The sequence below is a fragment of the Acinetobacter sp. FDAARGOS_558 genome, from assembly GCF_003937785.1.
In the GTDB taxonomy this organism is placed as follows: Bacteria; Pseudomonadota; Gammaproteobacteria; order Pseudomonadales; family Moraxellaceae; genus Acinetobacter; species Acinetobacter baumannii.
Genome location: NZ_RKJH01000001.1, coordinates 1857354 through 1870618, shown reverse-complemented (window position 1 = coordinate 1870618; position 13265 = coordinate 1857354). Strand labels below are relative to the sequence as shown.

The 13265-nt window shown below is 39.4% G+C and carries 7 protein-coding genes, 4 tRNA genes and 1 pseudogene; 6 read left to right on the top strand and 6 right to left on the bottom strand.

The window, feature by feature from the left end:
* The first annotated feature begins 95 nt into the window (after positions 1-95).
* Positions 96-2287: pseudogene (locus EGT34_RS08965) on the top strand (TRAP transporter large permease subunit).
* A 147-nt stretch (positions 2288-2434) separates the two neighbouring features.
* Here EGT34_RS08965 and EGT34_RS08960 read toward each other — a convergent pair.
* The 4 genes from EGT34_RS08960 to rnr form a co-directional block, all read right to left on the bottom strand.
* Positions 2435-2866 (bottom strand): hypothetical protein, encoded by a 432-nt coding sequence (locus EGT34_RS08960; RefSeq protein ID WP_001130989.1) that lies wholly within the window; start codon positions 2864-2866, stop codon positions 2435-2437.
* A gap of 11 nt (positions 2867-2877) precedes the next feature.
* The gene (locus EGT34_RS08955; RefSeq protein ID WP_000745518.1) at positions 2878-3087 is read right to left on the bottom strand and encodes a YheV family putative zinc ribbon protein; all 210 of its coding nucleotides are present in this window, start codon (positions 3085-3087) and stop codon (positions 2878-2880) included.
* Positions 3088-3127: 40 nt separating this feature from the next.
* On the bottom strand, positions 3128-5182 hold the full coding sequence (locus EGT34_RS08950) for a M3 family metallopeptidase (protein ID WP_024437244.1): 2055 nt from the start codon (positions 5180-5182) through the stop codon (positions 3128-3130).
* Positions 5183-5315: 133 nt separating this feature from the next.
* The gene (gene rnr, locus EGT34_RS08945; RefSeq protein ID WP_000165359.1) at positions 5316-7733 is read right to left on the bottom strand and encodes a ribonuclease R; all 2418 of its coding nucleotides are present in this window, start codon (positions 7731-7733) and stop codon (positions 5316-5318) included.
* A 261-nt stretch (positions 7734-7994) separates the two neighbouring features.
* Here rnr and EGT34_RS08940 point away from each other — a divergent pair.
* The 4 genes from EGT34_RS08940 to EGT34_RS08925 all read left to right on the top strand — a co-directional run bounded on the left by EGT34_RS08940 (position 7995) and on the right by EGT34_RS08925 (position 8989).
* A tRNA-Ser gene (locus EGT34_RS08940) sits at positions 7995-8085 on the top strand.
* Positions 8086-8095: 10 nt separating this feature from the next.
* Positions 8096-8172 (top strand) — tRNA-Arg (locus EGT34_RS08935).
* 39 nt (positions 8173-8211) lie between these two features.
* Positions 8212-8288: transfer RNA gene (locus tag EGT34_RS08930), tRNA-Arg, on the top strand.
* Positions 8289-8395: 107 nt separating this feature from the next.
* Positions 8396-8989, top strand: coding sequence for an HAD-IB family hydrolase (locus tag EGT34_RS08925; RefSeq protein WP_001046671.1), 594 nt, complete (start codon positions 8396-8398; stop codon positions 8987-8989).
* Between the two features lie 59 nt (positions 8990-9048).
* On the opposite strand, the gene EGT34_RS08920 is transcribed toward EGT34_RS08925, so the two are convergent.
* Complete coding sequence (locus EGT34_RS08920) at positions 9049-11649, bottom strand: beta strand repeat-containing protein (protein ID WP_024437245.1); 2601 nt, start codon at positions 11647-11649, stop codon at positions 9049-9051.
* A gap of 591 nt (positions 11650-12240) precedes the next feature.
* Between EGT34_RS08920 and EGT34_RS08915 the strand changes: the two genes are divergently transcribed.
* Positions 12241-12317: transfer RNA gene (locus EGT34_RS08915), tRNA-Arg, on the top strand.
* Between the two features lie 120 nt (positions 12318-12437).
* Here the strand turns inward: EGT34_RS08915 and EGT34_RS08910 are convergent.
* Complete coding sequence (locus tag EGT34_RS08910; RefSeq protein WP_000007414.1) at positions 12438-13130, bottom strand: nitroreductase family protein; 693 nt, start codon at positions 13128-13130, stop codon at positions 12438-12440.
* Between the last annotated feature and the right edge of the window lie 135 nt (positions 13131-13265).

Sequence of the window (13265 nt, the reverse complement as noted above, 5' to 3'; positions counted from 1 at the left end):
GGTAGAAGGGGGATGGACGATACCCCTGACCAAGGAAATTGCATGACTCAAAGCCTTTGTTATGAGGGATTTGAGAGAACAAAATTGGAATATTTATGCAAGAATATCAAGAAAAAAGATCTGGATTAGGTCTGCTGGGTTATATCTGGAATGAATGGATCTCAACATTCATTATCCTCATTTTACTATTGATGACGCTCATAATTGGTACCGGGGAAATGATCCACGGTCAATTATTACGTATCGGGGAACGTCTTTATGGTGACCCTGCTACAGGCATGCAATATTCATTCTTGCGTGCTGAGCCTGAAAAGCCGACTTGTGATCGACATCCGAATATTGATGCTCAAGTAAAAGAGCAGATGAAAGCAAATGCATCTGATGATTTTGCGAGCTTCTTTGGTGCTGCATCGGAAAGTGATGTCCGTGCGTCCTTACTAGCAGCACAGCAGCAATGTGAAGAAAAATATCAGGCTTACGACAAAACTATTAAATATATCGAAGCAAACCCGGGCGTACGTACTTATCGTGCGATCGAAACAGGTTTCTTTGGTATTTTTAAATTCGGTACAGAGAACCGTGCCATTTTACTGGTCTTTATGGTACTGATTTCAGCGATTACTGCATCATTGAAATATCACCATATTGGCTTGCGTAATCCAGCAACAAAAATAGATTACAAAGTGTATTCTCTATTTATGTTGATTGGTAATGCGCTACTGAGCTTCTCGGTCATTAGTCAGTATCGTTCAGTCATTAATTCCGGGGTAACACCTACTTATGAAACAGTAACGATTTACTGGATATGGATGATTCTGTTTGTTGTTCTGACCTTAATTAGTCTGTATCAACTATTTGTTTCACCTCCACCAAAACGTGAAGGCGGTAATATAGGTTTAGCCTTACTTTCTGTACCTTTATATGCCTATATGGCACTAATTACAGGTATTGTATTTACGTTCTTTATGGATTATCCAATGGGGCAAGGGATTTACCTTGGTTTATTGGTTGAGTTCTCGGGTATCTTCTTAAATCTTGCCTTATTTATTTGGGCGGGTATGTTACTCACGCAAACCCGTGTTATGGATTTGTTCTTAAATGTACTTCGTCCATGGAACTTGGCGCCAGAAACCTTAACTTGGTTAATTCTGATTGCTGCTGCTGTACCGACTGCTTATACCGGTGCTTCGGGGATTTTCGTTATCGCGGCTGGTGCGATTATTTATAAGGAAGTTTGGAACGCAGGCGCTCGCCGTCAATATGCATTAGCTGTATCTGCAATGTCCGGCTCCCTAGGGGTGGTTGTACGTCCATGTCTATTGGTCGTTCTAATTGCGATGTTGGATAGTCGTCATGTTACATCTGACGAATTATTCGGACATGGTATTTATGTCTTCTGGCTAACAGCATTTATTTTCTTGGGTGTATCTCTTTTATTGGCCGAAGAAAAGTTCCGTGTGAACTCGCCAAAAGTGGCACTACCAGGTATGGCACGAGCTTTTGTACCGGTTATTCCATATATCCTAATTACTGTAGTTGTCCTTGCATTTTATAAATATGCATTAGATACAGGAATGAATTTACTGCACCAGTGATTCTGCCACTCGTGCTTATTGCGATGATTCTGTACGATAAAATGGTTATGCCTAAAGAGGCACCAGCTTTAAATATTCATGAGGCGATTGTTCGTGAGCATGAAAAGAAATCACCGTTCTTACAGACTCATGATCCGCATAGTTCACAGTTCCGTCTTGGTTTTGGTGGTGCATTACGTTTTGCGACATCAGAAACAGTGGGACATATCGGTGCCTTAATTATTTTGATGGCATTGTCTGCAAGTGTAGGTGGTTTAATTGAACGCTCTGAAGTGGTCGAATTATTACCAACTCATTTAGGCAGTATCTATATATCACTGGCATGTATTGCACTGTTACTTGCAATTATTGGTATGTGTACAGATCCATTTGGTGCCGTAATTTTAGTGGCAGCAACTATTGCTCCTGTAGCTTACGAAAATGGTATTCATCCAATTCACTTCTGGATGATTGTATTGGTCGCATTCGAATTTGGTTATGTAACGCCGCCAGTTGCCTTGAACCATCTATTAACGCGGTTATCCGTTGGTGATGATGAGGTGAATGCTGCCGATGCAGAAGCGAAAGAGAAGTACACAAGTTTCTACTACCGATATGAACGTTGGTTATTACCAATTATTGTCTTGTTCTCATCATTGGTATTGGTAACTTATGCACCACTAATACTGAAACTATTTGGTTGGTACAAATAATTTAAATATATAAGCCGAGCAAAAACACTCTCTTTAAGAGGGTGTTTTTTATGTGGTAGTTATTTTGAACATATAAATTTTTAGTAAATAAAAAAGCTAGCTCAGAGTGAACTAGCTTTTTGCATCATATCTAGAGTTAAACAAATACTATTGTTGTTTAACTTGGGCCTCAAGAAGCTTCACTTGCTCTTCTTTTAGCTTAATAAGTTGATCTGCATCAGCATGTTGAGCTTTTAGTGTCGCTTCCTGATCTTGCAATTGACGATGAATGTCATTGAGTTTAGATACTTCTTCTTTAGCTAAAGATTCTTGAGCAGGGATTGGCTGCTTGAGCACATCTTCATTCACAAGTTGCTGTGAGTTAGCGGTTTGTGTTTGAACTACGGGTTCCGAGCTTTCAGAAGGTTTTGTAGTTTTTTCAGGAGCTGGTACCGAGGCTGGTTGTGGATCAACCATTGGCGCTGACGTTTCAGTTTTTTTGAAAAACCATTGTGCTGCGAAAAAAAGCACGACGAGAATGCTTAAGCCCCCAATTAAAATCCACAATAGTTTTGAGTTTTGTTTTCTTTGTAGTGGCATGTGTAAGACCTTTAGTCAGAACGACGAGGCTTGAACTGTATTACCCCAATTTCATCAGGTATAGCGGGCGTTTCAGGCTCATCAATATGAGTCGGACGATTTTCGCTATAACCGCATTCGATACATTCAATCCATTCGTCTTCAGCGGTGGTTAGCATGACAATCCGATCTATGGCTTCACATTTTGGACATTTAGCCCCAGCAATGAAACGTTTCTTCATCTTTATCACCCTAACCACACGATCAATTTAGGCCCATAGTTTAAGCGGTTTTGTTATCGTTCGTCCAACCTTGATGACGTAACAATGCATCAATTTTTGGCTCACGACCGCGGAAATTCACAAATGCTTCAAGAGCAGTATCTTTCCCACCCACCGCTAAAATTGCCTGACGGAATTCTTTACCCGTTTGAGTATTGAAAATACCTTCATTTTCAAAACGGTCAAAGGCATCACTTGCTAAAACTTCTGCCCATTTGTAAGAGTAGTAACCTGCTGCATAGCCGCCTGCAAAAATATGACTAAAGCTATGTTGGAAACGGTTGTAGTCGACGGTTGGAACTACCGCATATTGTTTGCGAATATCATTTAAGGTCTGCTGAATTTGCTCACTATTCAACGCAGGAGTTTTGGTGTGAATAGTTAAGTCAAATAAGGCAAATTCAAGCTGACGTAAAGTTTGCATACCAGACTGGAAGAAACGTGCATTTAATAAAGCATCAAGTAACTCTTGAGGTAAGGTCTGCTTGCTCTCAATATGCTCACTTAAAACATCAAGACTTTCTTTATCCCATGACCAGAATTCCATAAACTGACTTGGTAACTCGACTGCATCCCAAGCAACGCCGTGAGTACCTGCAACTGAGATATTATCTACTTCAGTAAGCATATGATGTAAGCCATGACCAAACTCGTGGAATAAGGTAATGACTTCATCATGGGTGAGTAAGGCTGGTTGGTTGCCTACAGGTGGAGTGAAGTTACACACCATATAGCAAATTGGTTTTTGTAAACCATGAACAGTTTGCATACGTGAGCGGAAACCACTCATCCATGCTCCACCACGTTTACCTGTACGCGCATATAAATCAAAGAAGAAGCCGCCAACAACTTCACCTTGGTCTTCTAACTCAAAATAACGTGCATCTGGATGCCAAACCGGAGCTTCACGTTCAAAAATATTAATACAATATAAACGCTGTACGATCTGGAATAATCCCTGAATCACTTTTGGTGCAGGGAAGTAAGGTTTTAAAGCTTCCTGTGATAAGTTGAACTGTCGTTGTTTAAGCTTTTCAGAATAGTAAGTGGTATCCCAAGGTTTAAGCTCCTCAATACCATCTTGTTTGGCAATAGCTTGGAGTTCGGCAACTTCCTGAAGTGCAGGGGTACGTGCATGCTCAGCTAGGTCGACCAAAAAGTCATGAACTGTTTTGACATCAGGAGCCATTTTGCTGGCAAGAGAATATTCAGCATAGTTATTAAAACCGAGTAGTTTTGCCATTTCTTGGCGAAGACTCAGGATTTCTTCCATAATTTTGCTGTTGTCAAATTCTGTTTGCTCAGACTGATCTGATGCACGTGTGACATAAGCTTTATAAAGCTCTTCTCGCAAGGCACGATCATCGGCATAGGTCATGATGGCAAAATAAGCTGGGAAATCTAAAGTTGCGACCGCTTGATCAAGCTCACGCTGTTTGCCGTACTGTTTTAATAACTCAACATTACTTTCCGGAAGGCCTTTTAATTGGTCTTCTGTCAGTGGTTTAAAATAAGCCTGTGTCGCATCAAGTACATGGTTTGAGAAGTCAGAAGAAAGCTGTGAAAGACGTGCAGAAATTTCAGCGTAACGTTTTTTCTCTTCACCCTCTAAAGCGACACCAGAAAGTTTAAAATCACGTAAAGCGAGACGGATGGCACTTTGTTGCGCAGGGCTTAGCGTTGAATAGCTCTGACTATCATGTATGAGTTGATAGGTCTGATATAACGCCGTGTGTTGGCCAAGCTGAGTGTAATATTCACTTAAAGCGGGTAATAGTGATTGATAGACTTCTCTAGTTTCAGCATTGTTCATCACAGCATTTAAATGTGACAACACTCCCCACGATTCACTGAGGTTATTTTCAAGTGCATCAATTTGTTCAAGCACGGCAAGTTGCTGGTCTGTCTCGGATGGTGCAGCCGTAAGGGTGTTTAAAAACTCTTGTCCTGCTTGGATCGCCTGTTGAATATCTTGTTTTAAATTATCTAATGTAATTTGATCAAAGCGGGGAGTAGGTAGAGTCGCTTGCTGTAAAGTCATTGCTAATAGCCACATTATTTTTTAAACATAGTATTAGATGTAGGTATTGTTAGGCAGGAAATCAAGCTTAATTTTAAAAATAAACGTTTTAAAAACATTAAGCCCCCATTTTGGGAGCTTAATCATAATTAATGCAAATACCTATAAATTAGTCAGCCTTAGACTTGGCGTTTGACTTTTTCTTTTTAGGTTTCGCTTTTTTCTTTACTTTTTCTGGTTTGGCTTCTGTTTTTGTAGAGGTTTTCTTACCAGACTTTTTACTATATGAACTTGGTTTGCCTTTTTCCTTCTTTTTACGGACAGGTTTTTCACCATCAGTTGATACAGATGGTTTACCAAAAACTTCTTCTGTTGCTTGAGTGCTTGTTTTGGTTGTGCGTGGAGCACGACTACGAACTACACGCCCAGCATGAGTAACTTGTTTAATGAGTTGGAAATCGATTTTACGCTCTTCTAGATTTACACCAGCAACTTGAATTTTAACTTCATCGCCTAAACCGAAGACTTGACCACGATTTTGTCCAATGAGGTTTTGACTAGCTTGATCGTAAATAAAGAAATCATCGCCAAGTTGGCTAATGTGAATCATGCCATCAACATAAAGATCTTTAAGAGTAACAAATAGACCAAATTCAGTTACCGCACTCACAATACCAATGAACTCATCACCTAAATGTTGTTGCATATAGTGACATTTCAACCAAGTCGTTACGCTGCGGGATGCTTCATCGGCACGGCGTTCTGTTTGAGAGAAATGTTCACCTGCATCATCTAAAGCTGCACCGGAAAGTGGGTAAGGCTTTTGTTTTAGATGAGCTTTAATTGCACGATGTAACAATAAGTCCGGGTAGCGGCGAATTGGTGAAGTGAAATGTGTATAAGCTTCATAAGCTAGACCATAGTGACCTGCATTTTTGGCACCATAGTAAGCTTGCATCATTGAGCGTAATAACACGGCGTGAATGCTTGGCGCATCAACACGGTCTTTAGTTGCCTCAATAACTTTTTGATAATCTGCCTGAGTTGGTTGGTCTGGGAAAGGTAAACCCAATAGTTTTACAAAATCTTTTACTTTTTGAATACGTGAGAATTCAGGTGCCTCATGTACACGATACAACATCGGAATATCATGTTCTAAGGCATATTCTGCTGCTGCTACATTGGCAAGCAACATACACTCTTCAATAAGCTTATGAGCATCATTACGTGTACGAGGTAAAATTTCTTTAATTCCACCTAACTCGTCAAAGGTCATATAAGTTTCAATGGTTTCAAACTCCATTGCATGACGATCAACACGTAAGTTTTTCAAAATCTGGTAAAGCTGGAAAAGTGTATTTAGCGATTTATGAATATCACGATCTTTTGGAATTGCATCAGTTGCACCTTCAAAATATTGTCCTACTTGTGTATAGGTCAAACGTGCTTTTGAATGCATGACTGCCGGATAAAATTCATAACCTGTAACACGACCCGTACGAGAAAGTTTTAGGTCACAGACCATGCATAGACGATCTACGTGTGGGTTAAGTGAGCACAATCCATTTGATAATGCTTCTGGTAGCATTGGTAAAACAAAATGTGGGAAATAAACTGAAGTGCCGCGCTCTTCAGCTTCTTCATTTAATGCCGAATCTAAACGTACATAATGGCTCACATCGGCAATTGCAACGACAACTCGGTAACCACCACCAGGACGTTTTTCCGCATATACTGCATCATCGAAATCTCGCGCATCTTCACCATCGATTGTGACAAGTGCCAAGTCTCTTAAATCAACTCGACCTTCGCGATCTTGTTCAGCAGGTTCTTTGAAACTTTCAGCTTCTTTTATAACTTCATCTGGAAATTCGTAAGGCAAACCAAACTCTAAAATGGTTTGCGGAATAATAATTTCAGTATCGGCTTTATCTGCCATAGACTGAATAATATGTGCCGTTGCAAATTCTTCCCGGGTTGGATAAGTGTCTATAGCAACACGAAGCATATCGCCGACATTTGCTTTAGCATGTTCAACCAATTCTTTTTCTAGTGGGATAGGTTGATGCTGATTTGGATTGTTAGGCTGAATAAAATATTCGCCCTCATGTACCGACAATTTACCAATTAACTGTTTTACTCGATGCTGTATAACTTCGGTAATGAAACCCCATGGTTTACCTTTGCGATCTACCGATGTCTGCCGAACACGGACCCGATCACCATTAAAGACTAAACGTAACTCGCGCTCAGGTAATAACAAATCATCTTGACCATCAATATGTGCTGTACCCAAACCTTTACTATTAATATAGACAGTTGCTTCATAGGTAGGTTGGTCTGCCACCAACTGAAACTTAAAACCATCCTTCATAAGTTGGCCATCACGAACCATAGCACTTAAGCGATGACTTAAGGCTTCAATACTTTTCTGATCTTGAATATGAAAATGGTCAACAAGTTCTGCATGAGATTGCGATGTTTGCAATTGTTCCAACGTATCTAAAATAAGAGTACGGCTTGGAATAGGATTGTCATAACGTTCAGCTTCGGCTTTTGCTTCGGGGTCAACCCAGTTTTTTGTCATGTCGTTTGGTTTCATGCTTGGCAGATAGGTTTAGCATAAGACATGCAGACCAGAACTGCACGTTCAGGTTTGCAATAATGTGTTATGCACTACTGTGTTGAAATAAAGAAATAATATCTATCTTAACAAGCGTTTGATTGAAAAAGGCGAAAAGAATACGAAAATTGTTTAAAAAATATTTAATTGAACGAAAAAACAAGAAAATTTCAGTATCATGACTTGAACAATGTAGTTTTAGTTTGTATTATGGCGGCTCGTTCCGGTGAGGTGGATGAGTGGCTGAAATCACTTCCCTGCTAAGGAAGCATACCTATTACTGGTATCGAGGGTTCGAATCCCTCTCTCACCGCCATTTACTTAATGCGCTCATAGCTCAGCTGGATAGAGCACTTGGCTACGAACTAAGGGGTCGGGAGTTCGAATCTCTCTGAGCGCACCAAGTAAAATCGAACGAATCGCTGAAAAGCACACAAGTTACGCGCTCATAGCTCAGCTGGATAGAGCACTTGGCTACGAACTAAGGGGTCGGGAGTTCGAATCTCTCTGAGCGCACCAACTTGAAGAATTAACCGCTTTTATAGCGGTTTTTTTGTATCTGCTATTTATTAATTTTTAAAAATCTAAATTTTATAACTTTTTAATTATATTAGAGATAACGATAAATGAATCTGGCTTTATTCGATTTTGATGGCACGATCACCCATAATGATACCTTCAGTTTATTCCTTAAATTTTCTTTGAGTAAAAAAACTCAAATATTAGGTGGCATCCGTCTTGCACCTTATATAGCGGGTTATAAGCTTGGGTGGGTAACGGATAAAACGATCCGTACTAAGCTCTGCCAAGTGGGATATATCGGCTATGATGCAGCTTCTTTGATATACAAAGGACAAGAGTTTGCTAAAAAAGTAATTCCTAACTGTATTCGTGAAAATGCTTTAGAACGCATTCTCTGGCATAAACAACAGGGAGATCAGGTTGTTGTTGTATCTGCTTCATTAAGTGTTTACTTGGAAAGTTGGTGTAAATCTTTAGATCTGGATGTTATCTGTAATCAACTTGAAATAGATAATGGTATTTTGACAGGTTATTTTATTGATGGTGATTGTGGTTATTTAGAAAAAGTAAATAGAATAAAAAATAAATATGACTTAACTCAATATCCTATAATCTATGCTTATGGTGATACACCTAATGATTATGCAATGTTGGAGTTAGCTCATAGAAAATATTATAAATGGCAAGAGATTAATTAATATTTAAAAATATATTAAAAAAGAAAGCCACTTATATAAAGTGGCTTTCTTTGTAATTATTAAACAGTATTGAATGAGTTTTCTAGGAAGTTATCAGTAAGTAATGATGTCGGTACGATCGTATGTGTTGTATTTGTTACGCTAGATACTGTAGAAGTTACACCACCGAGCAAGCTACCACCAGTTAATCCGCCTAGCAAATTAGAAATAACATCTAAACTGCCTTCACCAGTAACACCACCCGTTAAGCTTCCAACGATATCCGTTACGATACCGATAGGGTTGTCTGTACCGCCAGTAACACCACCAGTTAAACCGCCGAGCAGATCAGTGACTACGCCAAGCGGACTGTCGCCACCTACGCTACCAGTTAAACCGCCGAGCAGATCAGTGACTACGCCAAGCGGACTGTCGCCACCTACGCTACCAGTTAAACCGCCGAGAAGGTCAGTGACTACACCAAGCGGACTGTCGCCGCCTACGCTACCAGTTAAACCACCAAGTAAATCAGTTACTAATCCTAGTGGGCTATCTCCGCCAGTTACGCCACCAATAGTTCCTGTTACTCCACCAATGATTTCAGTTACTAAACCAGTTGCAGTTGTACCATTTGTAATAAGCGTATCGAGAATACCGGTAGCCGATTCAGTAGCGCCTTGAATATCACCGCCGACTAAATCAGAAACAACTTCAAGAGCACCATTGACTGTGTCACGAGACGTTTCGAAAGTTAATGTGCCAAGGTCTGCAATTTCAGAAACTGGATGTTCTGCTTGAGGTAATACACCAATAATAGTGTCGGCTACTGTATCAATACCAGTGTTAATAATTTCAGTTTTCAGGCTTTCAACGCCTTGAAGAATATCGATGCCGCCTTGAACAACATCGATTACTGGAGAAATAGGAGATGTACCGCCACCAATAATGCCACCGGTTACGCCGCCGATAATGTCAGTTACTACACCAAGCGGATTGTCACCACCGATACCGCCAGTAACACCGCCGATAATATCTGTAATCACTTCAAGTGGGTTGCCATCAACACCGCCAGTTACACCACCAATAATATCAGTTACTACGCCAAGAGGATTGTCACCGCCGATACCACCAGTAACACCACCGATAATATCAGTTACTACGCCAAGAGGATTGTCACCGCCGATACCGCCAGTAACACCGCCGATAATGTCAGTTACTACACCAAGAGGATTGTCACCGCCAATACCGCCAGTAACACCACCGATAATGTCAGTCACTACACCAAGAGGATTATCACCACCGATACCGCCAGTAACACCACCAATAATATCAGTTACTACGCCAAGAGGGTTATCACCGCCGATACCGCCAGTTACGCCGCCGATAGTACCTGTCACGCCACCAAGGATATCAGTCACAATACCAGTCGCTGTTGAACCATTCTGAATAAGTGTTCCTAAAATACCGGTTGCATTTTCAGTAGCGCCTTGAATATCACCACCGACTAAATCAGAAACAACTTCAAGAGCGCCGTTGACCGTGTCACGAGACGTTTCGAAAGTTAATGTGCCAAGGTCTGCAATTTCAGAAACTGGATGCTCAGCTTGAGGTAATACACCAATAATAGTGTCGGCTACTGTATCAATACCCGTGTTAATAATTTCAGTTTTTAGACTTTCAACACCTTGAAGAATATCGATACCGCCTTGAACAACATCAATAACTGGAGAAATAGGAGATGTACCGCCACCAATAATGCCACCGGTTATGCCGCCGATAATATCAGTTACTACGCCAAGAGGGTTATCACCACCAACACCACCAGTTACACCGCCAATAATATCTGTAATCACTTCAAGTGGGTTGCCATCAACACCGCCAGTTACACCACCGATAATATCTGTAATCACTTCAAGTGGGTTGCCATCAACACCACCAGTTACGCCACCAATAACATCAGTAACACTTCCAACCACACCAGTGACAATACCTGTAGCAGTTGTGCCATTTGTAATAAGCGTATCGAGAATACCGGTCGCTGATTCAGTAGCGCCTTGAATATCACCACCGACTAAATCAGAAACAACTTCAAGAGCACCATTGACTGTGTCACGAGAAGTTTCAAAAGTTAATGTGCCAAGGTCTGCAATTTCAGAAACTGGATGCTCAGCTTGAGGTAATACACCAATAACTGCATCAGCTACAGTTTCAATGCCTGTATTAATAATTTCAGTTTTTAAGCTTTCAACGCCTTGAAGAATATCAATGCCGCCTTGAACAACATCGATTACTGGAGAGAGTGGAGAAGTTCCGCCGACAACACCACCCGTTACTCCGCCGATAATGTCAGTAACAACTTCAAGAGGGTTGCCTGTAACGCCACCCGTTACGCCGCCAATAATATTGGTTACAGTATCAATTGGGTTTGTAGACCCTACAGTACCTGTTACGGTACCAACTACATTAGAAACTAAGTCTGTGGTTGTATGTGAAACTGTATCGGTTACAGTTGAAATCACATTAGAAAGTAAGCCTGTTGTTGAAACATTAGCAATGTTGATATCAGAAACATTTACATTAACAGAGGAACCTGTGTTTACTACAGGGGTTATCGATACAATATTACCCAGGTCCTGAGTAACTTTTGATATTGAAGAGACGAGATTTTTCAGTAAGAACATGGTGGTCTATTTCCTGTGTATTTATGTATTTTTAAGTAAGTATTTATATATTGCGTTACGCAATTATTGAGATATGTATCGCAATAATTAAAAATTAGTATTGTGTAGATCTCAAAAAGTGTCAATGCATATTTCTACTCAAATAAATTGATACTTATAATATTTTGACAATTAGTTATTCTTGAGATTTAGACATAAAAATAATAATTTTTTTTATAATATATTCTTTATAGATGAATACATTTTTTCTTTATTTTTTTATTATTTTTTATGAATATTAAAGCTAACTAATTTTATTTATAAAAAGACTTTTGCATAAGTAGAAATATTTTATTTATATAATCCTGACTAAAAAACTAGACTTTTGTTTCTGCCAATTTGGCCAAAATGCCCAAATTAGATACGAGAAATAGAGAACTTTAATTGAAAAAAAATATTTCAAATACATTTTATAGGCAATCATCTCGACTTTTTTGAAGCTAATCTACTTAAATATTTCATTATGGCTAAGAACTAGACGCTTGATGACAAAAAGATGAAAAATGTCTTTCTAAAATGAAAAAACTGCGTATAATGCCCTCCATCAAGTACGCGCTCATAGCTCAGCTGGATAGAGCACTTGGCTACGAACTAAGGGGTCGGGAGTTCGAATCTCTCTGAGCGCACCACTTGAAGAATTAACCGCTATATATAGCGGTTTTTTTGTGCCTGTTTTTTATAATTTTTTAATAAAGAAAGCTGGTACTTGTGATAACCAGCTTTAAAAAATCTAAATTCGAACCTATTTATTAGCCGAATGTTTTGAAGCGGCTTTCATCATCAATAAAAGCTTTTTCGCCTGCTGCGCCTTCAATAGAACCAAAAACTAGCTGAGCTCTTAGTTTCCATTCTGCTGGAATATTAAATGAGGTATTAATTTTCTCATCAATAATTGGATTGTAGTGTTGCAATGAAGCACCAATATTTTGTTCAGCTAATACATTCCAAACTGCAAATTGAGCAATGGCTGTTGAATGTTCTGACCAGATCGGAAAATTATCGGCATAAAGTTCAAATTGCTCTTGTAAGCTTTTAATAACGCTCTGGTCTTCATAAAACAGAACTGTACCTGCGCCTGCTGCAAAGCTTTGAATTTTTTGTTCTGTTCCAGATACCGCTTCAGCTGGGATAATGGTTTTTAAAACTTCTAGAACTGTATTCCAGAATTTATGATGTGATTGTCCAAATAAGATCACAGCGCGAGATGATTGAGAGTTAAAAGCTGAAGGGCTGTGTCTTATTGCTTCTTGAATTAACTTTTCAATCTCATCATTTGATTGGCTTAAGTTATTGCCAATTGCATAAATAGAGCGGCGGTTTTTAATGAGTTCTATAAAAGAGGTTTCATTTGAAGGTTCTAGCTCTTGAGCAGCTTTCAAAGCCACATCTTCTTGAGCTGTTGTTTTTTGTTTGAAGCCAAATAGTTTTGCAAAGAAAGACATGACGAATTCCACGAAAAGAGACAATAGAAGCATTCTATAAATTTAAAAATATGAAATAAGCCTTATAAATATGAATCTACGTTCTATATATGAAACGCATAAGTAGCTTGTACTAATAAAAGCTTTACAGTTAAA

Coding starts and splice junctions, on each gene's coding strand:
- EGT34_RS08960 (WP_001130989.1), bottom strand. CDS start 2,866: ATGCCACTACAAAGAAAACAAAACTCAAAACTATTGTGGATTTTAATT.
- EGT34_RS08955 (WP_000745518.1), bottom strand. CDS start 3,087: ATGAAGAAACGTTTCATTGCTGGGGCTAAATGTCCAAAATGTGAAGCC.
- EGT34_RS08950 (WP_024437244.1), bottom strand. CDS start 5,182: ATGTGGCTATTAGCAATGACTTTACAGCAAGCGACTCTACCTACTCCC.
- rnr (WP_000165359.1), bottom strand. CDS start 7,733: ATGACAAAAAACTGGGTTGACCCCGAAGCAAAAGCCGAAGCTGAACGT.
- EGT34_RS08925 (WP_001046671.1), top strand. CDS start 8,396: ATGAATCTGGCTTTATTCGATTTTGATGGCACGATCACCCATAATGAT.
- EGT34_RS08920 (WP_024437245.1), bottom strand. CDS start 11,649: ATGTTCTTACTGAAAAATCTCGTCTCTTCAATATCAAAAGTTACTCAG.
- EGT34_RS08910 (WP_000007414.1), bottom strand. CDS start 13,130: ATGTCTTTCTTTGCAAAACTATTTGGCTTCAAACAAAAAACAACAGCT.